We start from the raw sequence: 20,922 nt of genomic DNA, 5'->3' as shown, positions 1-20,922 counted from the left end.
CGATCGGGAGAAACCATGTCCATCGAGTTCATCGGCATCGCCTCCACCGCCCCCTTCAGCGAGACCGGCAGCGCGTCCGGACCCGTCGTCCAGCCCGCCTATCTGCGCGAACTGGCCCTGGCCCATGAGGAGTCGGGCTTCGACCGGATCCTGGTCGCGCACTCCTCGGCCAGCCCGGACGGATTCATCGTCGCCGACCAGGTGTTGACCCACACCACCCGGCTCGGCGTGCTGCTCGCCCACCGGCCCGGCTTCGTCTCCCCGACGCTGACCGCGCGCAAGTTCGCCACCCTGGACGCCTTCCACCCCGGGCGGGTCGCGCTGCACGTCATCACCGGCGGCGACGACGCCGACCAGGCCCGCGACGGCGACCTCAGCGACAAGCCCACCCGCTACCGCCGCACCGACGACTTCCTCCAGGTCGTCCGCAAGACCTGGACCGCCACCGAACCCTTCGACCACGACGGCGAGTTCTACCAGGTGCGCGGCGGACGCTCCTCGCTGCTGCCCTCCCGGCCGATCCCGATCTACTTCGGCGGCGCCTCCGACGACGCCGTCCGGGCCGGCGCCAAGCACGCCGACGTGTACGCGTTCTGGGGCGAGCCGCTGGCCGGGATCGCCGAGCGGATCGCCCAGGTCCGCGCGGCGGCGGCGCCGCACGGCCGGACCCCCAACTTCAGCGTCAGCCTGCGGCCCATCCCCGCCGCGACCGAAGCCGAGGCGTGGAAGCGGGCCGAGGACATCCTGCGGCTCACCAAGGAGCGCTCCGGCGAACTGCGCAAGGCGTTCAACCTGGACCACACCGCGCAGCAGGGATCACGGCGGCTGCTGGAGTACGCCGCCCAGGGCGACGTCCACGACAAGCGGCTGTGGACGGCCGTGGCCAAGGTCACCGGCGCGGCCGGCAACTCCACCGCCCTGGTCGGCTCGTACGAGCAGGTCGCCGAATCGCTGCTGGACTACACCGCGCTCGGCGTCGGCACCCTGCTGATCCGCGGCTTCAGCCCGCTGGAGGACGCCCGCGACTACGGCACGCTGGTCGGCCTGGTCCGCGAGCAGGCGGACCGCCAGGGCCTGGTCGGCAACCGCGTCCTGGCCGGAGCAGCGAGCGCATGACCGCCACCGCCCAGCCCGGCACCGCCCCCAAAGGCACCGCCCCCAAAGGCACCGCCCCGCCTCAAGGCACCGCCCCGCCGCCGCAGCCGTCCGCTCCGCCTCAGCTCGCCCCGCCCGACCTCGGCCGCCTGCCCGAACTCACCGCCGCCCTGGCGGACCACGCCGACGAGCACGACCGCGACGCCAGCTTCCCCCACGAGGGCGTCGCCGCCGTGCACGCCGCTGGGCTGCTCACCGCCACCGTCGGGCGCGAGCACGGCGGCCCCGGCGCCGGGCTGGCCGACACCGTGCGCATCCTCCAGGCCCTCGGCGCCGGGGATCCGGCCGTGGCCCTGGTCACCGCCATGACGCTGTTCACCCACGCCGCCGAGGCCCGCACCCGCGCCTGGCCCGCCCGGGCGTACGCGGAGGTGCTCGCCGAGTCCGCCGGACGTCCGGTGCTGCTCAACGCCCTGCGGGTGGAACCCGACCTGGGATCGCCGGTGCGCGGTGGCCTGCCCGCCACCGTCGCCCGACTCCGCGGCGACCACTGGGAACTGACCGGCCACAAGATCTTCTCCACCGGCGCGGAGGCCCTCGGCCGGATGCTGGTCTGGGCCCGCACCGACGAGAACCCGCCCCGGGTCGGCTCCTTCCTGGTCCACCCGGGCTCCGCCGGGCTGCGGATCCTGCCCACCTGGGACCACCTCGGCCTGCGCGCCAGCCGCAGCGACGACGTGCTGCTGGACTCCGTCCGGGTGCCGGCCGGCGACGTCGTCGGCCTGGCCGGGCCCGATCCGGGCGGCGGCCGGAACGCGGTCGTCGGCGCCTGGAACGCCCTCGGCCTGACCGCCCTCTACCTCGGCGTGGCCCGCGCCGCCCAGCACTGGCTGACCGGTTTCCTGCACCAGCGCACCCCGACCGCGCTCGGCGCGCCGCTGGCCGCCCTGCCCCGCTTCCAGACCGCCGTCGGCGAGATCGACACCGCCCTGACCGGCGCGGAACGCCTGGTCGCAGCCCTGGCCCAGGCCGCCGACGCCGACGCCGAGGAGGAGGCGCAGGCCGCCGCCGAAGCCGCCGGTGCGGCCAAGGTGATCGGCACCCGCGCCGCCATCGGCGCGGTCGAGCAGGCCGTCGCCCTGGTCGGCAACCACGGCCTCACCCGCGCCCACCCGCTGCAACGGCACCTGCGCGACGTGCTGTGCAGCCGCGTCCACACCCCGCAGGACGACATGGTCCTGCTCGCCGCCGGACGGGCCGCCCTGGCCCGCCGGGCCCCCGCTCCCGCACCCACAGAAGGCAGTTGACCCATGAGCGTCGAATTCATCGGCATGATCGGCACCCGCGACGGCTCCGAGACCCGTCCACCGAGCGGCCCCGTCGTCGACCCCGACTACACCCGCCGCTTCGCCCGGGCCCACGAGGAGGCCGGATTCGACCGGATCCTGATCGGCTACGGCTCCAGCAGCCCCGACGGCACCCAGGTCGCCGCGCACGTCGCCGCCCACACCGAGCGGCTCGGGCTGCTCGTCGCCCACCGGCCCGGCTTCGTCGCCCCGACGCTCGCGGCCCGCACCTTCGCCACCCTGGACCAGTTCTCCGGCGGCCGGGTCGCCGTCCACATCATCACCGGCGGCCACGACGCCGAACAGCGCCGCGACGGCGACCACCTGCCCAAGGACGAGCGCTACGACCGCACCGACGAGTACCTGGACGTGCTCAAGCGCGCCTGGACCGAGGACGCCCCCTTCGGCCTGGACGGTCGCTACTACCGCTTCGACGACTTCCACGCCGAGGTCAGGCCCGCCCAGCAGCCGCGGATACCGCTGTACTTCGGCGGTTCCTCCGAGGCCGCCTACCGGGTCGGCGGCAAGCACGCCGACGTGTTCGCGCTGTGGGGCGAGCCGCTGGCCGAGACCGCCCAGCAGATCGCCTCGGTCCGCGCCGCCGCCGAGGCGGCGGGCAGGACCACGCCGCCGCGCATCAGCGTCTCCTTCCGGCCGATCCTCGGCGCCACCGAGGAGGCGGCCTGGGAGCGGGCCCACGGCATCCTGGACACCATCCGGGGCCACGGCGCGAACAACCCGCTGTTCGGGCGCCGCCGGGCGATCCTGCCGGTCGGCCCCGGGGCGCAGCCGCAGAACGCCGGATCGCAGCGGCTGCTGGCCGCCGCCGCCAAGGCCGACCGGCACGACCGGGCGCTGTGGACCGCGCCCGCCGCCGCCACCGGCGCGGCCGGCAACTCCACCGCGCTGGTCGGCACCCCCGAGACGGTCGCCCAAGCGCTGCTGGACTACGTCGACATCGGCGTGACCACCCTGCTCATCCGCGGCTACGACCCGCTGGACGACGCCGTCGACTACGGCAGGCACCTGCTGCCGCTGGTCGGCGCCGAACTCGCCCGCCGCGAGGCGGCCGCGGCCCCGCTCGCCGCGGTGGCCGGCGGTGCCCGGTGACCGCCGCGCCCGCCGCCACCCGCACCGCGAGCTGGTACCCGCCCGAGGGCCTGCTGCAGCGCGGAACCCTGATCCTGCTGCCCGGCCGGGGCGAGACCCCCGGGGTGTACGAGCGGTTCGGCCGCCGGCTCGCCGCCGACGCCTACGTGGTGCACGTCCTGGACACCGCACCCGGCCAGGACGGGGAGCGCACCGCCGCCGACATCGCCCGGATCGCCCAGGGCGCGGCCGTCCCGCTGGTGCTGGCCGGCTCCGACACCGGCGCGCTGCAGGCGCTCGCCGCCGCCGTGTACCCCGCCCTGCACGCCGATGCGCTGCTGCTGGCCGGCACCGCCCTGGATGCCGACGGCGCGCCCCTCACCGATTGGGACAGCGAACTCGGCGCCCGCACTGCCTGCCCGACCCACCGTGGACGGCTGGACGCGGACGCCGGCTTCACCCGCGGCAGCCTGGCCGAGCCCGTCCCGGCGGCGCTCGCCGACGCCGCCGAACGCGCCGCCGCGGAGCTGGGCAGCCTGCCGGTGCTGCTGCTGCACGGCGAGGCCGACCCGGTCAGCCCGGTCGCCGAAGCCCGGCGGCTGGCCGCCCGGCTGCCGCAGGCGGTGCTGGCCACCGTCGCGGACGGTCGGCACGACGCGCTCAATGACATCTCCCACCGCAGCGTCGCCGCCACCGTCGTCCAGTGGCTCGAACGGCTGCGCGGCGGAGCCGACCTGCCGGTGGTGGTCACCGTCACCGCCCCCGCACCGGCACCCGCACCGGCCTAGCCGCGCCCCGGGCCTAGCCGCGCCCCGGCCGTCCCGCGCGCCGAACCACCCGCGCGGGACGGCCCGGCCGACGTCCCTGCCGCCGCTCCTGCCGACGCACTCTGACCACCCGACAAGGAGGACCCACCGATGGCCCTGCACCCGCACTGGTACCTGCCCACCTCCGGGGACGGGCGGGACGTGGTGGGCTGGGTGCACTCCCGCATCGCCACCGCCGCGCCCCGCTCCACCGACCGCGCCCCCACCATCGACTACCTCGCCGACGTCGCCCGGGCCGCCGAACGCCTCGGCTACGAGTCGGTGCTGACGCCCGTCGGCACCTGGTGCGAGGACCCCTGGATCACCACCGCCGCGCTGCTGCGCGAGACCCGGCGGCTGCGGTTCGTCGTCGCGCTGCGCCCCGACGCCGTCAGCCCCACCCTCGCCGCCCAGATGGCCGCGACCTACCAGCGGGTCTCCGGCGGCCGGTTGATGCTGAACGTGGTCACCGGCTCCGACGACGAGGAGCAGCGCCGTTACGGCGACTGGCTCGACCACGACGCCCGCTACGCCCGCACCGACGAGTGGCTGACCGTGCTGCGCGGCGCCTGGTCCGGACGCCCGCTCGACCACGACGGCGCCCACTACCGGGTCGCCGGTGCCACCGTCGCCGAGGCGCCCGACCCGGCCCCGGCGGTCCTGCTCGGCGGCACCTCGCAGCCCGCGCTGCTGGCCGCCGCCGCCCACGCCGACGTGCACCTGAGCTGGGGCGAACCGCCCGCCGCGCTCGCCCCCCGGATCGCGCAGGTCCGCGCGGCCGCGCAGCGGACCGGCCGCCGCGTCGGCTTCGGCGTCCGGCTGCACGTCATCACCCGCGACACCGCCGCCGAAGCCTGGGCCGAGGCCGACCGGCTGCTGCGGGCGATGGACCCGGCGGCCGTCGCCCTGGCCCAGCAGCGCGCCGCCCGCACCTCCTCGGAGGGCCAGCGGCGGATGACCGCCCTGCACGGCGGCCGCACCGACGGCCTGGAGATCGCACCCAACCTCTGGGCCGGCTTCGGCCTGCTGCGCAGGCACGCCGGGACCGCCCTGGTCGGCAGCCACCAGGAGGTCGCGCAGCGCCTCGCCGAGTACCACGACCTGGGCGTCGAGCACGTCCTGCTGTCCGGGCAGCCGCACCTGGAGGAGGCGCACTGGTTCGCCGAGGGCGTCCTGCCGCTGCTGCGCCGCGCCGGGCTGCTCGCCACGGCCCCCTTCACGCCCGACCCGCATCCGACCGCCCCGACCGCGACCGCCCCGACCGCGACCGCCTCGACCGACCGATCTGCCGTGCTGGAAAGGACCCCCGATGACCGCCACCGCCACCTCGACCCCCGCCGACCTCCTGCGTCAGACCCTGCGCCGCCACGCGGCCGGGGTGGCCGTGCTGACCGTGCCCGGCCCGGCCGGCTTCACCGCGACCTCGTTCACCTCGGTCTCGCTGGAGCCGGCCCTGGTCTCCTTCTACCTGTCATCGACCGCGTCCACCGCCGCCGCTGTCGACGCGGCCGGGATCTTCGCCGCGCACATCCTCGGCGAGGACCAGGCGGGCCTAGCCCGGCGCTTCGCCACCAGCGGCACCGACCGCTTCGCCGGAACCCGATGGTCGCCCGGCCCGCAGGGGGTGCCGCTGCTGGACGACGTCCCGGCCTGGCTCACCGCCCGCCCGGTCCTGCGCCAGCAGGTCGGCGACCACCTGCTGGTGGTCGGCGAGGTGCTGGACGCCGGCGGCGCCGGTGACGCAGCGCCGCTGCTGCACCACGGCGGCGCGTTCGGCGGCTTCCACCGGTTCGCAGGCTAGCCGCACCGCGCACAGGGCCGCGCCCCCGTCCGATCCCTGCGGATCCGGCGGGGGCGCGGCCTTCAGGCGATGGTCACCCGGTGCACACCAGGTGGCCCGGGTGCCAGGTGCGGGTCCAGTACCCGGCGTGCCACTTGCCGTGCCGGTCGCGCCGGGCCGGGTGCCAGGTGCGCGTCCAGTAGCCCCGGGCCTCGTGGCAGCGGGAGTGCGCGACCGGCGCGCGGTGGTCGGGGGTCGCCGCCGAGGCGGAGCCGACCGAGGTGAGCACCGCCCCTCCGGCGAGTGCGACGGTGGCGGCGCCGAGCGCCAGGGCCCGCTTGAACCTGTCAGTCATGTGTGTCAGGACCTTTCTCACATGTGCTGTGGTGCCATTCACCCCGCCTGTTCGGCCGGGCACTCACGAGAATGCACCCCTCGGGATTCGTGAAAAAGGGGAATTCCGCTTCTGTTGCCCAATCAGGATGATACGGAGACAGATTAAAAATAGTCCGATAAACCGAAACTGATTTCTTCTTATTGGGAGAACGGCCGTCGGGCCAGCCACACCGTCCGCTCGGTGCGCACCGCCAGATCGGCCCGGAGCAGCACGTTCTCGGGTCCGTCGCCGTCGATGAGCAGGTCGAGTACGGCGCTGTCCTCGGCGTCCAATCGCCCGTCCAGCGCACCCCGCATGCGGCGCAGTACCGCCTGGGCATAGCGGCCGGCGGCGGGCGGCAGCGGCTGCGTCAGTTCCACGGCGAACAGACGCTCGGCCTCGACGGTGAATCCGGCCCGGGAAAGCCGCGGGCCCCAGTCGGAGCCCAGCAGCGGCACGGCCTCGGCATGCCGCCCGGCCAGCGCCGCCCGGCAGCGGGCCTCCAGTCCCGGGCGTCCGACGCCGAGGTCGTCCGGGAGGAAGCGCGGCAGGCCGTCGAGTTCGACCACGGCCAGCAGTCCGCCGGGGCGCAGCGCGGCGGCGGTCTCGCGCAGGGCGCGGTCGGCGTCGGCCATGTGGTGCAGCGCCGCCGACGCCCACACCAGGTCCACGCCGCCGAAGTCCGGCCAGTCCGCGTCCAGGTCGGCCGCGACCGTGTGCACCCGGTCCGCCAGGCCCAGGTCGCGGGCCCTGTCCCGCAGGCGCCGGCGGAGGTACGGGGAGTTGTCGACGGCGACCACCTCGGCGTCCTCGAACTGCCGGAGCAGGGTGAACGTCCCGGCCCCGGTGCCGCTGCCCAGGTCGAGGATGCGGCGCACGGGCAGCGGACCGGCCGACCGCGCCAGCCAGTCGGCCAGTTCGGTCAGGTGCGCGCCCAGCACCTCGGCGTCGAGTTCGAGCACCTCGGCCAGCCCGGCCTCGTCGGCCTCGGACGCCGGGTGGTGGTCGTGGTGGGCGGGGCCGGGGGAGTGGTCGTGGTGGTGTGCGGGGGGTGTCATGCCCCGACCCTACGAAAGCTTGCGCAGGTCGCATAGCATCTTGCGTATGAAGCAAGAGGATGGAGGGCTGGACGCCCTGGTGCGCAAGCGGATCAGGGGGCTGCGGGTGGCCATGGGCCTGTCCCTGGACGACCTCGCCGCCCGCTGCTACCTGAGCCCGTCCACGCTGAGCCGCATCGAGACCGGCCACCGGCGGATCAGCCTGGACCAGCTGACCTCCATCGCCCGGGCCCTGGGCACCTCGCTGGACCAGCTGGTGGAGTCCGCCTCCGACGACGACGTCGTCATCCGGCCCCGGCACGACGCCGCGCGCGGGGTCACCATGTGGACGCTGAAGCGCGAGTCGGGCGTCACGGCCGCCAAGATGCGGATCACCAAACCCGCCCCCACCGGCCCCGACGCGCTGAAGGCCCACCCGGGCCGGGACTGGTTCACCGTCCTGTCCGGAACGCTCGTGCTGCTGCTCGGCGACCGCAGGATCCTGGTCGAGACCGGCCAGGCGGCCGAGTTCTCCACCATGATCCCGCACGCCTTCGGGGCGCACGGCGGCCCGGCCGAGATCCTGGGCATCTTCGACCACGACGGCGGGCGCACCCACCTGCACGCCCCGGAGTGACCCGCGCCGGGCATCACCTGCGCGGGCTCAGCGGGCTCACTCGTCCGGCGGGTCCAGCAGCTGCGGGCCGTTGTTGCGGACGCTGTTCACGGCGGTGGACACGGCCCGGACCTCGACGTCGCCGTCGGCCGGCAGCCGGAGCAGGGCGCGCAGCCGGTCGGTGTCGTGCTGGCGCGGGTCCAGCCAGGCGTCGTACGCGTCCGGCGGCAGGGTCAGCGGCATCCGCGGGTGGATCCGGCCCGAGGCGTCGGCGGCCTCGGTGGTGATGACGGTGCAGGTGGTCAGCCAGGCGCCGGGGGAGTCGTCGTCGGCGACCGACCGGTCGCGCCAGTACTCGAACAGCCCGGCCATCGCCATCACCGAGCCGTCCGCAGGGGCGATGAAGTACGGCTGCTTGGCGGTCTTGCCGGTCAGCGGGTCGGGCACGGCCGTCCACTCGTAGTAGCCGTCGGCGGGCAGCAGACAGCGGTGCCGGGCGAAGGCGTTGCGGTAGGCGGGCTTCTCGTGGGCGGTCTCCATCCGGGCGTTGATCATCCGGGAGCCGACCGAGGGGTCCTTGGCCCAGGAGGGCACCAGCCCCCACCGCAGCGGGCGCAGCCTGCGCACCGGGCTGTCGGCGTCCGGGCCCTTGCCGACGCGTTCCACCACGCCCCAGACCTGGTCGGTGGGGGCGACGTTCCACGACGGCGGCAGATCCTGCTCCGGCTCCCGCTCGGCGTGGAACATACCGGCGAGATCCTCCGGGCGCCTGCTCGACGCGTACCGTCCGCACATCCCCCCACTCTCGCGCCCGGCCCCGGCCCCCGGCAACCGGGGCACGGTCGCCGCCGCGGGCCCTCCCAGCGGCGAAAATGGGTTTGCCCGGGCGCGGGCGGCCGGGTGAGGATCGTGCACCGTGACCCCGAACCGTCCCCCGCACGATCCGGCCCTCCCGGCCGCCCCCGCCCGGCGGATCCGCCGCCTCCTCGCTCAGCTCAGCGTCGACCTCTCGCCCTGGCGCAGCTCCCGGGACTTCCGGCTGCTGTGGAGCGCGGGAGCGATCACCGCCTTCGGCAGCTTCCTCACCCTGGTAGCGGTGCCGCTCCAGCTCAAGCAGCTGACCGGCTCCTCCTTCGAGGTCGGGCTGATCGGGGCGGTCGAGCTGGTGCCGCTGATCGTCTGCGGCCTGTGGGGCGGCGCGCTCGCGGACGCCATGGACCGGCGCAGGCTGGTCCTGAACAGCGAGATCGCCCAGGGCCTCTGCGCGGCGGCGCTGCTCGGCAACGGCCTGCTGCCGCACCCGGCGGTCTGGCCGCTGTACCTGGTGGCGGCGCTGAGCTCGGCCTTCGGCGCGATCCAGCGCCCCTCGCTGGACGCCATCACGCCGCAGATCGTCGAACACGACCAGCTGACCGCCGCCGCCTCGCTGGTCTCGCTGCGCTGGAACGCCGGCGCGATCGCCGGACCGGCCCTGGCCGGGGTGATCGCCACCACCGCCGGTGTGTCCGCTGCGTACGCCATCGACCTGGCCACCTTTGTCGTCTCGGCGCTGCTGATGTACCGGCTGCGGCCGGTCCCGCCCGCCGCGGAGGCGCAGCGGCCGTCGGTCCGGGCCATCGTGGACGGGCTGCGCTACGCCCGCAGCCGCCCGGACCTGCTCGGCACCTACGCGGTGGACATGGCGGCGATGCTGTTCGCCATGCCGACGGCGGTGTTCCCCTTCCTGGCCGACCGGCTGCACGCCGACTGGTCGCTGGGGCTGATGTACGCGTCGTTCGCTGTCGGTTCGCTGCTGGTCACGCTCACCAGCCGCTGGGCGTCCCGGGTCATGCGGCACGGCCGGATGGTGGTGTGGGCCGCCGCCGGCTGGGGCGCCGCCATCGCCGGGGCCGGGCTGAGCACCGACGTCTGGCTCGTCCTGCTGTGCCTGGTCGCCGCGGGCGGGGCGGACATGGTGAGCGGCCTGTTCCGGTCGACGCTGTGGAACGGGACCATCCCGGACGAGCTGCGCGGGCGGCTGGCCGGGGTGGAGCTGCTCAGCTACTCCGTGGGTCCGCAGCTGGGCCAGGTCCGGGCCGGCGGCATGGCGGCGGTGGTCGGCGTCCGCGCCTCGATCTGGGCCGGGGGCCTGGCCTGCGTGGTCGCGGTCGGCGCGCTGGCGGCGGCGCTCCCCGCCCTCATGCGCTACGACGCCCGGACCGACCCGCACGCACAGGCCCTGCGCACCCGCCGAGAGGCCGCAGCCGCCCAGGCGGCCGATACCGGGGCAGCCGACGCCGGGGCGGCCGACGCGCAGGCGGCCCTGGCCGCGGGCTGACCTGACCGCTGCCGACGACGTGGGCCGCCGCCCGCCTGCGCGCCACGCGGGGGGTCGGGGCGCTGCACGGCCGGGGCGGGCGGCGGGCCGTACGATCCGGTTCCGGGGCATTTCCGACATCGGCCGGTCGCGCGCCGGGAGAGGACAGGTGCGCGTGACCGCGCTGGTCGTCAGTACGGGGACGCTGTTCCTCTGGGCGCTGGTAGCCGCCCGGCTGGCCCGCTGGAGCATCACCGCGCCGGTCGCCATGACCGCCGCGGGCGTGGCGCTCACGGCCGGGGCGCACCCGCTGGTGCGGATCGGCCTGACCACCTCGGACGCCGAGCGCGCCGTCGAGATCATCCTCGCCGTGCTGCTGTTCACCGACGCCACCGAGGTGCCCGCCGGGGCCGTCCGCGATCAGCGCGGCCTGCTGGTGCGGCTGCTGGTGTTCGCACTGCCGCTGACCTTCGCCGCCGGGGTGCTGCTCGGCGTCCTGCTGTTCCCGTCCGGCGGCTGGTGGCTGGCGGCGCTGTTCGCCGCCGTCACCGTCCCGATCGACCTGGCCCCGGCCGCCGAGCTGATCCGGGACGTCCGGCTGCCGTCCTGGCTGCGCGCGGTGCTCACCGTCGAGAGCGGGCTGAACGACGGCCTGATCGCCCCGGTCTTCCTGCTCTGCCTCGCCGGCCTGGAGGCGCACCACGGCCCGGAGCCGGAATCCGGCGAACTGGGCGACGCGATCAGCGCCCTGCTCTGGGCGGTGCTCGCGGGCGCCGTGGTCGGCCGCCCCGGCGGCTGGCTGCTGCGCCGCTCCTGGACGGCGGGCTGGACCGGCCCGGCCGCGGCCCGGCTGGGGATCGTCGCCCTGCCGCTGATGGCGTACGCGCTGGCGATCGTGGTGCACGGCAACGGCTTCGTCGCCGCCTTCGTGGCCGGCCTGTTCTTCACCCCGTACGCCCGGGCCCTGCCCGCCACGGCCACGCCGCTGCACCTGCTGGAGGACACCGGGACGCTGCTCTCGCTGGCCCTCTGGTTCGTCTTCGGACAGCTCGTCAACCAGGCGTTCACCGGCGACTTCGACCCCCGGGTGGTGGCCTACGCGGCCCTGTCGCTGACCGTGGTGCGGATCGGCCCCGTCCTGCTCTGCCTGCGCGGCAGTCGACTGGACCGCGCCGACCGGCTGGTCCTGGCCTGCCTCGGGCCGCGCGGCCTGGCCTCCATCGTCTTCGGCCTGCTCGCCTTCATCGCCCTCGCCCCGGACCAGCCCCATGTCGCCGACCTGGTCGGCCAGGTGATGACGATGACGGTACTGATGAGCCTGGCCCTGCACGGACTGACGTACGGTCCGCTGGCCCGGCGCTACGCCGCCGCCCGCGAGCGCGCCGCCGGGCCGGGCGGCGCGGCCACGGCGGCGTGACGCCCGGTCAGGCCGTGCGGCGCAGCGCCCGTCGGGCCCACCCCTCGGCCGGGCGCCCGAGCCGGGAGCGGGCGCCCCGGGGGTGCGAACCCGCCGCGAGCGCCAGCGGCGTGGCACCGGGCAGGATGTCCACGCGGGCCAGGTTGCAGAGCGCGTCGACGGGCGGCGCGCCCGGGAGCCCGGCGCGGGCGTGCGCCTTCAACGCCACGCTGACCAGCGCGACCAGCAGGTCGGCGTCCCCGGCGCAGTCCAGGTGCACGGTCACCCACTGCGAGGCCGGATGCAGCCGGACGGCGGTGCACTCCGCCAACTCCGGGCACAACCGCTGGATGGCCGGGCCGGTCAGGTGGAGGTCGGCGTCGTGCTCGGTGTGGAAGTGCACGATGTCGCGCGAGCCGGAACGCAGCGCGGTGCCCGTGCCGCAACTGGCAGGGGCACCATGGAGGCCCGCCCATGATTCAAGCTGTTCGATCGCGCGCAGGGTCGCGTTCATGCTGACATCCTTACCGCGTCGCACGGTCAACCGCCAGCGTCCCCACCAAATGAGCCCGCTACACGTCACCGTGGGGGCCGAGCGCACGCGACGACAGGCGGCTCGGGCGGCGATCACGGCTCGGCCCGTCAGGTCTGGAACAATCCCGCCATGAGCGGATCAACGACGGCGCCGGTCGCCGCGGAGCGCGTTCGCCCGCTGGAGCTGTTCTTCGACCTGGTCTTCGTCTTCGCCGTCACGCAGATCGCCTCCGTCCTGGCCGCGCGGCCGACCGGGCGCAGCCTGGTGCAGGTGGTGGTGCTGCTGGCCGTCACCTGGTGGATGTACGGCGGCTACGCCTGGTTGACCAACGCGCTGGACCTGGAGCGCACCCGCTCCCGGCTGCTCCTGCTGCTGGGCATGGCGGGCTTCTTCGTGATGTCGCTGTCCGTGCCCAAGGTGTTCGGGCCGGGCGACTGGGGGCTGGTGTTCGGGGCCGCCTACCTGGTGGTGGTGCTGGTCCATGTGGTCGGCTTCCTGGGCACCTCGGGCCGCCGCGGCATCACCCGGATCGGCCCGCTCAACCTGGTGAGCGCGCTGATCGTGGTCGGCGCGGGCGCGGCGCCGCAGCACCTGCGGCTGCCGGTGATGGCGCTGGCCTGTCTGGTGTCGCTGGCCTCGCCGTTCATCACCGGGACCGGCGGCTTCACGGTGGGCGCCGGGCACTTCGTGGAGCGGCACAGCCTGGCGGTGATCATCGTGCTCGGCGAGTCGATCGTCGAGGTGGGCTCGGCCGCCGCCCGGCAGACGCGGCTGCTGACGGCCGTCGCCGGGCCGCTGCTGGCGCTGGCCCTGAGCGCCGCCATGTGGTGGCTGTACTTCGACCGCGACGACCGCGAAAGCGAGGGACTGCTGGACGCCTTCGGGCCCGAGCAGCGCGGCCGGGTGGCGGTGTACGCGTTCGGATACGCGTACTTCGTGATGATCCTGGGCATCGCCGTCACCGCGGTCGGCATGCAGAAGACCATCGAGTCCTTCGACGTGCCGCTGGGCGGGCTTCAGGTGGGGCTGCTGCCGCTGGGGGCGTCGATCTTCCTGCTCGGCCTGGCCTGCTTCCACCGGGCGCTGGCCGGGGCCTGGTCCGGGTCGCGGCTGGCGGCGGCCGTCGTGGTCGCTGCGGCGGGCGTCCCGGCGGCCGCGTGGGGCAGCGGCTGGCTGGCCCTGGCCGCCACCACGGCGGTGCTGGTCGGCCTGGTCCGGGCGGAGTCGCGGCCGCGGCCGCTGCCGGACGCCGGCTCCGCGGACGGGTGAGCCGCCGCCGGGTACCCGGCCCGCCGCCGGGATAGCCTGGGAGCGGCTCTCGGAGGTGGCTGCCGTGTGTTCGGTGACGACGGAGACGAATCGGTGTGGGACTACCCGCGCCCCCCGCTGGTGGTGCCCAGCGCCCGCCGGATCACGGTCGCCTTCGGCGGCCGGACCGTGGCCGACACGCGGCGCGCGGTCAGGGTGCTGGAGACCAGCCACCCGCCGGTCTACTACCTCCCCTTCGACGACGTGGCGCCCGGTCTGCTGGAGGAGGCCGAGGGGCAGAGCTGGTGCGAGTGGAAGGGCCAGGCCCGGTACTGGAGCCTGCGGGTCGGCGACCGCCGCTCGCCCCAGGCCGCCTGGAGCTACCCGCAGCCGTCGCCCGGCTTCGGCGAGCTGGCCGGGCGGCTGGCCTTCTACCCCTCGCGGACCGACGGCTGCACGGTCGACGGGGAGCCCGTCACCGCCCAGGACGGCGACTTCTACGGCGGCTGGATCACCGCGCGCGTCCACGGCCCGTTCAAGGGCGGCGCGGGCACCGCCGGGTGGTGATCCGCAGGCCGGGCGGGCCTCGGGAATTCCTCAGGAGTTGAGGATGCGCGCCTTCTCGGCGGTGAACTTCTCCTCGGTCAGCACGCCGGTGGCGCGCAGATCGGCCAGGTCCTTCAACTGGGCGATGCGGTCCTGCGACGGTGCCGCCCCGGCCGGGGGCTGGTCGACCACCGCCTGTTGCCGGGCCCCGGCGGCCTGTTGCTGTTGCTGCTGGGCGTCGCGCTCCGCGGCGCCACGCTGCACCCGGCCGGAGACGGCGGTCGCCGTTCCGGCCACGACGGCCGTCCTGGCCATCGCGCCGAGCAGCCCGGGACGTCCCATGCGTCGCGGCATCATGAACTCCTCACTCGTCCGGCCCCGTTCGGCTTCGTTCAGCCTTCGTTGAGAGCGGCGATGGCCCGCACCACGGCGTCGCGGAATCCGGTCCAGTGCCACCACCCGGCCGTGGGAGCCGCGCAGCGCGGCGGCCAACCGCCCGGCCCAGCTGTTCTCCCAGACGACGACCATCGCCGACGAGCCCGCCTCCAGACCGGCCGCGCCCGGCACCGTGCAACCTTTCCGTGGGCACCGGGGTGAGTACGGGCGGGGGAGCACCCCGAGGGGAACCGAGAGAACGAGGAACACCATGATCGTGAACAGGACCGGCCTGCCCACAGCCAGGCGCGTCGGGGGGACGCTGGCCGCCGCCGGGCTGCTGGCGGCCGTGACCGTGGGCACAGCGGCGCTCCCGGCCGCCGCAGCGGGCCGGGGAACAGCGTCGGCCTCGGCGTCCGTGCGCGTGGTCGCGCCCGGACAGCGCGTGGCCCTGGGCCACGGCCTGTGGCTGACGCTCACCGCCACCGAGGTCTGCCAGGGCGGCGTCCAGAACCCCACCGAGTGCGACAGCGTCGTCAACGGCAACCAGGCACCGGACTCGGTGGGCCTGCGGACCACCGGGCTCGCCAACGGCCCTACCCTCTACCAGGCGCTCTACCTGGGCTCCGGCACGGTCGCCCGGATGACCCTCACCGAGGGCAAGCAGAGCGACGGCCTGCAGGTCGTCACCCTGGCCGGACACCCCGGCTATGCCGTCGGCTACGGCTGGGCCCCCGCCGACGCCACGGCCGGAGTGGTCGTGCGGGACGCGTCCGGCGGGGTCCTGGCCCAGTTCTGACCGGCGGGGACAGGGGACAGGCGGCGGGCCGGGCAGCGGAGGGGATGCGGTGGGGGAGACCGAGTGGTCGGAGCTGGACTTCGAGTCCTACGCGGGGGCGCGCTGGCGCCGGCTGGTGCGTACCGCATACCTGTTGACGGGGGACCACCATGAGGCGGAGGACCTGGTCCAGGCGACCCTGGCGAAGGTGTTCCGGAACTGGTCCGGCATCAGGCGGCTGGACGACCCGGACGCCTACGTCCACCGGGCCATGGTCAACAACAACCGCAGCCGCTACCGGCGTCAGCGGGTGCTGCACCTGCTGACGCCCACCCCGCCCGACCGGGCCGACGAGAACCGGGACGCCGGACCCGAGACCCGCTCGCTGCTGCTGCAGGCACTGGCCGGGCTGCCGCCGCGGCAACGCGCGGTCGTGGTCCTGCGCTTCTGGGAGGACATGAGCGAACGCCAGGTCGCGGACGTGCTCGGCTGCTCGCCGGGCAATGTGAAAAGCCAGGCCAGCCGGGGGCTGCAGAAACTGCGCACGCACCCGGCCCTGGCGTCCCACCTGCCGGCGGCGGATCTGGAAGGAGCAGGCCCACGATGAGTTTCGAGGAGGAGCTGAGGCTGGCGCTGCGCCGAACGGCCGAGAGCCTGGAGCCGCCCGCCTGGCCGTCGGCGCAGATCCGGGCACGGGCGCGGCGGCAGCGGCGGCAGGTCCGGGGCAGGGCCTTGGCGGCGGCGGTCGCCACGGCGGTGGCGGTCGTGGTTCCGGTGGCGGCCACGGGGGTGCTGCGCACCGGAACGCAGGTGGTGCCGGGCGCCGGCGCGGTCGGCCCGGCCGGGGCCGGACGCACCGGCGGGGGGACCGCCCCGGCATCACCGCCGGGGGTTCCCTCGGGGTCTCCGTCGGGTGCCGTGTCCGGGCCGCCGTCCGGTTCCGGGCCGGGCTCGGGCTTGCAGTCGGGTTCGGGCTCGGGGGCGTTGCCGGTCCAGGTGGTGCCGTCCGGTCGGCGGGTGCAGGTGGGGCACGGTGTGTGGCTGACGCTCACGGGCGCACAGATGTGCGTGGGGGGCAAGGACGGCGGCGGCTGCAACAGCGCCGTCGCCGGCAACCAGGCCTCCGGCACGGTCGGCTGGCGCACCGACGGCGACAGCAAGGGAACCCTGTATGTGCCGCTCTACATCGGGCCGGGCCGGGTGGCACGGATGTCGATGAAGGTCGGCGCGACGGTGTACCCGGTGACCGTGGTGTCGCTGGCCGGACAGCCCGGTTACGCGGGCGGCTACGTCTGGACGCCGGTTTCCGGCAGCGCCGGCGCCTCGACGGCGAGCGCCACCGCCACCGTCTACGACGCCGTCGGCCACGTCCTGGCCACGTTCACCTGGCCCTGACCCGGTTGTCGGTGCCCGGTCCGGCACCGGCCCGCCCCGGTGGCTCACGGCACCCGTGACGCACAGCGAACGACACGGGTGCCCGCCGCCGGCCCCCCGGCCCAGAGGCGGGGCAAGTGGCGCCGAAGCGCCTCCCCGGTGCTCCGCCCACGGCGTCCGACCTGCCGAGCAGCCGCCTGGCCGCGTCGTCGTCCCTGCGGGCCTTCCGCCTTCTGGACGACATTCAACGGCGTCCGACCCGGCCGTGCAGCCGCCCGGCCGCGGGTGTGCCCGGCTTCCGGTCGGAGCCGAGCCCGGCTGCGTCGCGTGCCGTGCGGGCGGCAGGCGCAGGGGTGACCATGGCCCCATGAGCACCTCACCGCCCCCGGGGCGTTCCGATGACCTGACCGTCGGCGGCCGACGGCTCGCCGCGCTCTACGCCCACGCGCTGGGGCTGGTCGACCAGATCACCCGCGCGGTCGAGGAGGGCAACTGGCCCTATCTGGCGGATGTCAGCGGCGAGGCGGTCACGGCGTTCGACGAGCTGAGCGCCGCTGCCTCGCTGGTCACCACCGAGGCCGTCGCCACCGTTCCGGGCGACGTGCTGGCCCTGGCCGAGCGGCTGGCCCATCCCGAGGAGTGAACGCCCGGTCAGGCGTCCTCGGCGGCGAACGGCCCGTCCGGGGCGAAGGCCAGCCCGGCGAAGCGCTCCCCGATGCGTCGGTGCGCGGCGGCGTCCGGGTGGAGCTGGTCGGGCAGCGGCAGCTCGGCGAAGTCCGCCGCGCCGTACAGGTCGCGGCCGTCGAGGTAGTACAGACGGGCGTCGTCGGCGGCGCGGGCGGCGGTGATCCGCGCCAGCTCCGCGCGGATGACGGTGAGCGTCAGCTTGCCGAAAGCGCTCTCCGCCGGGTCGCCCAGGGCCCGGATCCCCTCCGCCTGTCCGGCGCCGCTGCTGTCGGAATCCGGGACGCTGGGCCCGGGCGTGTCCTCGTGGATGGCGCAGTAGAGCGGCGAGACCACCAGCAGCGGCGCGGTGGGGTGCCCGTCGCGGATGGTGTCGAGGAAGCCGTGCACCGCCGGGGCGAAGGCGCGCAGGCGCATCAGGTCGGCATTGACCAGGTTGATGCCGATCTTGACGCTGATCAGGTCCGCAGGCGTGTCGCGCATGACGCGGGCGGTGAACGGGTCGAGCAGGGCGCCGCCGCCGAGACCCAGATTGGTCAGCTCCACGCCGCCGAGGGCGGCGGCCAGCGCGGGCCAGGTGGTGCTGGGGCTCTCGGCGGCGGCGCCCTGGCTGATCGAGCTGCCATGGTGCAGCCACACCCGGCGGCCCCGGTCGGGCGCGGCCTCGACCGGCGCATCGGTGCGCAGGGCGACCAGCTCGGTGATCTCCTGGTGCGGCAGCCAGATCTCGACGTCCTTGACCCCGTCGGCCAGATCGGTGAACCGCAGCGTGCCGACCGGGCCCGGCCGGGTCTCCCGGTCCCCGTTGGTCATGTCCACCGTCAGGACGTTGCCGCCCTCCACGGTGGCCCGGCCGGCGAGGCGGCCGTCCACGAGCAGGTCGTACACGCCGTCGGGCTGCTGGGGGCGCTCCCCGTAGACCGTCTTGGTGGGCAGGACGTCCAGTTCGACGGTGGTGGCCCGGGTGCGGAAGGCCAGGCGGACGCCGGAGGGCTGGGCCTCGGCCATGGCGAGCTGCTCGTCGTCGCACTGCGCGCGCGCCCAGGCGGGCAGGCGGTGCGGCAGCACGCCGTGCGCGGTGCGCTCCAGCTCGAGAGCGCCGCGCAGCAGGTCCGCGGTGACGGGCGTGGTGACCCAAGGGGGCTGGTAGTCCATCAGCGCAGCCTGCCAACCGGATTCCGGATTCCGCAAATGGCTTCCGCCCCGGGATTGTCAGTGCCCGGCGGTACGGTCCTCCTGACCGGAACGTGAACGACTCCCGGAAGGCGTCCGCCATGGACCAGACCGCAGGCCCCCGCGCCTCGTTCCACCACGCCTCCTTCGCGCCGATCTTCGCCGTCAGCGACCTCGGCCGGGCGCTGGACCACTACGCACAGCTGGGCTTCACCGTGAGGCGCTACGAGGGCGGCGGATACGGCTTCGCCGACCGCGACGCCGTCAGCCTGCACCTGACGGAGGAGCAGGACTACGACCCGCACGTCCATGCCGGCGCGGCCTACCTGTACGTCGAGGACGCCGACGCCCTGGCCGCCGAGTGGAGCCGCTCGGGCATCGGCGGTCGGACCGTCGGGCCCACCGACACGCCGTATCGGCTCCGGGAGGGGGCCCACGTGGATCTTGACAACAACCTCATCCGCTTCGGCTCGCCCCTGCCCTCGGAGGCCCCGGACGCGCCCGTCTGAGGCCCCTCGGCGGGCGAATGCCGCGCGTCAGGCGTCGCGGCGGTGCCGGACGACGAGCAGCAGGCCGCCCGCGCCGATGAGGATCGCCCCGCCGACGGCCGGGTTCGACCCGGCGGAGCTGGACCAGCGCCCGGCCTGATCCGACTCAGAGCCGGTAGGCGAGCACGCCGATCATCCCGGCTGCCTCGTGGTAGGCGTTGTGACAGTGGGTCACCCACCGGCCGGGGTTGTCCGTGTCGAAGTCGCAGCTGACCGTCTGGCCCGAGCACCATCACGGTGTCCTTGCGCGGACCGGTGGGCCCGCCCACCGCGAAGGCGTGCCCGTGGAAGTGCATGGGGTGCCACATCATGGTCTGGTTGGTGTACTGCAGCCGAACTCTCTGGCCGGAGGACAGCCCCGCCAGGGGCTTGGCGGGGTCGTACGGCAGGTTGTTGAGGCTCCACATGTAGCCGCTCATGCTGCCGTTCAGGTGGAGCACGATGGTCTCGTCGATCGAGGCGTTGCCCAGCTGGTACTTCGGGTCGGCGACCAGGGAGGCCGTGTCCTTGCCGCCGACGAGCTTGCCGTTCAGCTCGGCGGGCCGGACCGATGCCGACGGAGCAGTCCCGGAACCGGTGCGCACGAGCGCGAGGGCGGCGTCGCCCTTCCCCTCGGCGACCGCCACCAGCGGGAAGACACCGTCGGCCAGGGTCACCAGCACGTCGTACCGCTCGCCCATGCCCATCAGGATCGCGTCGGCCTCGACGGGCTGGACGGGGGTGCCGTCGGTGTGGGTGACGGTCATCCGGTGGCCGCCGAGCGCCACCCGGAAGGCGGTGTCCGCCCCGGCGTTGATCAGCCGGATCCGTACCCGCTTGCCGGGCTTGCTCGCGTAGCTGGTCGGCGCCGAGGCAATCCGGCCGTTGATGAGATAGTACGGATACCGAACGTCACCGGGGTCGCCACCGAGCAGCGCGCTGGTGCCCAGCCCGTGGATGGCCTGGTACACCGCCGGGCTCATGGACGGCGATCCGCTCATGGCGGGCGACCCGCCCATGGAGGCTGACGCGCTCATGGGTGCTGACGCGCTCATGGGTGCTGACCCGCTCGCGGACGGAGACCCGCTCATGGCGGGGGAGCCGCCCATCGCGGAGGAGCCGCCCATGGACGGCTGGGCGGAGGTCGAGCCGCCCATGACCGACATCCCTCCCCCCTGCCTGAGCGCGGCGTACACCGCCTCCGGCGTCAGCCCGTCCACCCCCTCCAGCCAGTCGTCGATGACCACGGTCCACTCCTCGTCGTAGGACAGCGGCTCGTGGGGGTCCTCGACGATGAGGGGCCCGTACAGGCCGTGGGCGAACTGCAGACCGGCGTGCGGGTGGTAGTAGTACGTGCCGGGGGAGTCCACGACGAAGTCGTAGGTGAAGTCCTGGCCCTGGCCGATGGGGTCCTGGGTCACCTGCGGCACGCCGTCCATGTCGTTGCGGATGTCCAGGCCGTGCCAGTGGACGGTGGTGTCCGCCGGGAGCGTGTTGTGCACCTGCGCCCGCAGCACGTCGCCCGCGGTGAGCCGCAGTTCACGCCCGGGCACGGACCCGCCGAAGCACCACGCGGAGACGGTGAGCCCTCCCAGGTCCACCGTGCTGACGCCCGGGGCCACCGTGGCGTTCACCGTGGAGCCGTTGCGGTACCTCTTCTTGTCGACCGCGTTGACCTGGGGTCCGTCGGGCAGGACGAATCCCGACGAGCCCGTGGGCACGCCCGTGGACGAGGCCGCCGACGATGCTGTGGACATGGCCATGGAGGAGGCCGCCGGGGACGACGACGAGCAGCCGGTGAGGAGCGCCGAGGCCAGGCCCAGCCCTCCCTGCAGCAGAACCCGG

21 protein-coding genes and 2 pseudogenes are annotated in these 20,922 nt (G+C 74.8%); 16 read left to right on the top strand and 7 right to left on the bottom strand.

Translation table 11 applies throughout. From position 1 onward, the window contains the following. Window positions 1–15 precede the first annotated feature (15 nt). The 6 genes and pseudogenes from GXW83_RS18480 (at window position 16) to GXW83_RS18455 (ending at window position 6,137) form a co-directional block, all read left to right on the top strand. Window positions 16–1,116 carry an LLM class flavin-dependent oxidoreductase gene (locus tag GXW83_RS18480; RefSeq protein WP_182444142.1) on the top strand — a complete coding sequence of 367 codons (1,101 nt, stop codon included), beginning with the start codon at window positions 16–18 and terminating at the stop codon, window positions 1,114–1,116. Further along, the gene (locus tag GXW83_RS18475) at window positions 1,113–2,402 is read left to right on the top strand and encodes an acyl-CoA dehydrogenase family protein (protein WP_182444141.1); all 1,290 of its coding nucleotides are present in this window, start codon (window positions 1,113–1,115) and stop codon (window positions 2,400–2,402) included. The genes GXW83_RS18480 and GXW83_RS18475 overlap by 4 nt, the downstream gene beginning before the upstream one ends. Before the next feature lie 3 nt (window positions 2,403–2,405). Beyond that, on the top strand, window positions 2,406–3,551 hold the full coding sequence (locus GXW83_RS18470) for an LLM class flavin-dependent oxidoreductase (RefSeq protein ID WP_182444140.1): 1,146 nt from the start codon (window positions 2,406–2,408) through the stop codon (window positions 3,549–3,551). Beyond that, window positions 3,548–4,318, top strand: a complete 771-nt coding sequence (locus tag GXW83_RS18465) for an alpha/beta hydrolase (protein WP_182444139.1) — start codon at window positions 3,548–3,550, stop codon at window positions 4,316–4,318. Before GXW83_RS18470 ends, GXW83_RS18465 begins: the two co-directional genes overlap by 4 nt. Before the next feature lie 129 nt (window positions 4,319–4,447). Further along, window positions 4,448–5,596: pseudogene (locus GXW83_RS18460) on the top strand (LLM class flavin-dependent oxidoreductase); the annotation flags it as partial. A gap of 49 nt (window positions 5,597–5,645) precedes the next feature. Continuing rightward, complete coding sequence (locus GXW83_RS18455; RefSeq protein ID WP_182447400.1) at window positions 5,646–6,137, top strand: flavin reductase family protein; 492 nt, start codon at window positions 5,646–5,648, stop codon at window positions 6,135–6,137. A 73-nt stretch (window positions 6,138–6,210) separates the two neighbouring features. On the opposite strand, the gene GXW83_RS18450 is transcribed toward GXW83_RS18455, so the two are convergent. Both GXW83_RS18450 and GXW83_RS18445 read right to left on the bottom strand, forming a co-directional pair. Continuing rightward, window positions 6,211–6,471, bottom strand: coding sequence for a hypothetical protein (locus GXW83_RS18450; RefSeq protein ID WP_182444138.1), 261 nt, complete (start codon window positions 6,469–6,471; stop codon window positions 6,211–6,213). Window positions 6,472–6,650: 179 nt separating this feature from the next. Beyond that, a complete protein-coding gene (locus GXW83_RS18445) occupies window positions 6,651–7,550 on the bottom strand; it encodes a trans-aconitate 2-methyltransferase (protein WP_182444137.1) in 900 nt (299 codons plus the stop codon). Between the two features lie 46 nt (window positions 7,551–7,596). Between GXW83_RS18445 and GXW83_RS18440 the strand changes: the two genes are divergently transcribed. Continuing rightward, a complete protein-coding gene (locus GXW83_RS18440) occupies window positions 7,597–8,166 on the top strand; it encodes a helix-turn-helix domain-containing protein (RefSeq protein ID WP_182444136.1) in 570 nt (189 codons plus the stop codon). Window positions 8,167–8,202: 36 nt separating this feature from the next. On the opposite strand, the gene GXW83_RS18435 is transcribed toward GXW83_RS18440, so the two are convergent. Next, the gene (locus GXW83_RS18435) at window positions 8,203–8,940 is read right to left on the bottom strand and encodes an SOS response-associated peptidase (RefSeq protein ID WP_182444135.1); all 738 of its coding nucleotides are present in this window, start codon (window positions 8,938–8,940) and stop codon (window positions 8,203–8,205) included. 121 nt (window positions 8,941–9,061) lie between these two features. Here GXW83_RS18435 and GXW83_RS18430 point away from each other — a divergent pair, with 121 nt between their 5' ends. Beyond that, a complete protein-coding gene (locus GXW83_RS18430) occupies window positions 9,062–10,462 on the top strand; it encodes an MFS transporter (protein WP_370466732.1) in 1,401 nt (466 codons plus the stop codon). A 148-nt stretch (window positions 10,463–10,610) separates the two neighbouring features. Then, window positions 10,611–11,858, top strand: coding sequence for a sodium:proton antiporter (locus GXW83_RS18425; protein ID WP_225447081.1), 1,248 nt, complete (start codon window positions 10,611–10,613; stop codon window positions 11,856–11,858). Window positions 11,859–11,865: 7 nt separating this feature from the next. Here GXW83_RS18425 and GXW83_RS35360 read toward each other — a convergent pair whose 3' ends face one another. After that, window positions 11,866–12,351 carry a luciferase family protein gene (locus GXW83_RS35360; RefSeq protein ID WP_182444133.1) on the bottom strand — a complete coding sequence of 162 codons (486 nt, stop codon included), beginning with the start codon at window positions 12,349–12,351 and terminating at the stop codon, window positions 11,866–11,868. A 150-nt stretch (window positions 12,352–12,501) separates the two neighbouring features. On the opposite strand from GXW83_RS35360, the gene GXW83_RS18415 reads away from it, so the two are divergent. After that, a complete protein-coding gene (locus GXW83_RS18415; RefSeq protein WP_182444132.1) occupies window positions 12,502–13,641 on the top strand; it encodes a low temperature requirement protein A in 1,140 nt (379 codons plus the stop codon). Between the two features lie 66 nt (window positions 13,642–13,707). Then, window positions 13,708–14,187 (top strand): DUF427 domain-containing protein, encoded by a 480-nt coding sequence (locus GXW83_RS18410; RefSeq protein WP_182444131.1) that lies wholly within the window; start codon window positions 13,708–13,710, stop codon window positions 14,185–14,187. Between the two features lie 30 nt (window positions 14,188–14,217). Here the strand turns inward: GXW83_RS18410 and GXW83_RS35355 are convergent, their stop codons facing one another. After that, entirely contained in the window at window positions 14,218–14,733 is a 516-nt protein-coding gene (locus tag GXW83_RS35355) for an SHOCT domain-containing protein (protein WP_370466731.1), read from the bottom strand. Window positions 14,734–14,812: 79 nt separating this feature from the next. On the opposite strand from GXW83_RS35355, the gene GXW83_RS18400 reads away from it, so the two are divergent. From GXW83_RS18400 to GXW83_RS18385, 4 genes are all read left to right on the top strand, one after another. Next, window positions 14,813–15,340 carry a hypothetical protein gene (locus GXW83_RS18400; RefSeq protein WP_182444130.1) on the top strand — a complete coding sequence of 176 codons (528 nt, stop codon included), beginning with the start codon at window positions 14,813–14,815 and terminating at the stop codon, window positions 15,338–15,340. Between the two features lie 49 nt (window positions 15,341–15,389). Beyond that, window positions 15,390–15,926: a SigE family RNA polymerase sigma factor gene (locus GXW83_RS18395; RefSeq protein ID WP_225447080.1), complete on the top strand. Its 537-nt coding sequence runs from the start codon at window positions 15,390–15,392 to the stop codon at window positions 15,924–15,926. Continuing rightward, window positions 15,923–16,714 carry a hypothetical protein gene (locus GXW83_RS18390; RefSeq protein WP_182444128.1) on the top strand — a complete coding sequence of 264 codons (792 nt, stop codon included), beginning with the start codon at window positions 15,923–15,925 and terminating at the stop codon, window positions 16,712–16,714. Before GXW83_RS18395 ends, GXW83_RS18390 begins: the two co-directional genes overlap by 4 nt. Window positions 16,715–17,060: 346 nt before the next feature. Further along, a complete protein-coding gene (locus tag GXW83_RS18385; protein WP_182444127.1) occupies window positions 17,061–17,336 on the top strand; it encodes a hypothetical protein in 276 nt (91 codons plus the stop codon). Between the two features lie 8 nt (window positions 17,337–17,344). Here GXW83_RS18385 and GXW83_RS18380 read toward each other — a convergent pair whose 3' ends face one another. Beyond that, on the bottom strand, window positions 17,345–18,532 hold the full coding sequence (locus GXW83_RS18380) for a GDSL-type esterase/lipase family protein (RefSeq protein ID WP_182444126.1): 1,188 nt from the start codon (window positions 18,530–18,532) through the stop codon (window positions 17,345–17,347). 119 nt (window positions 18,533–18,651) lie between these two features. On the opposite strand from GXW83_RS18380, the gene GXW83_RS18375 reads away from it, so the two are divergent. Beyond that, the gene (locus tag GXW83_RS18375; RefSeq protein WP_182444125.1) at window positions 18,652–19,059 is read left to right on the top strand and encodes a VOC family protein; all 408 of its coding nucleotides are present in this window, start codon (window positions 18,652–18,654) and stop codon (window positions 19,057–19,059) included. A gap of 145 nt (window positions 19,060–19,204) precedes the next feature. On the opposite strand, the pseudogene GXW83_RS18370 reads toward GXW83_RS18375, so the two are convergent. After that, a pseudogene (locus tag GXW83_RS18370) lies at window positions 19,205–20,834 on the bottom strand (multicopper oxidase family protein). Window positions 20,835–20,922: the final 88 nt, after the last annotated feature.

The sequence above is a fragment of the Streptacidiphilus sp. PB12-B1b genome (assembly GCF_014084125.1).
In the GTDB taxonomy this organism is placed as follows: Bacteria; Actinomycetota; Actinomycetes; order Streptomycetales; family Streptomycetaceae; genus Streptacidiphilus.
Note: the sequence above shows the minus strand (reverse complement) of the source record. Positions and strands in the feature narration are given on the sequence as shown.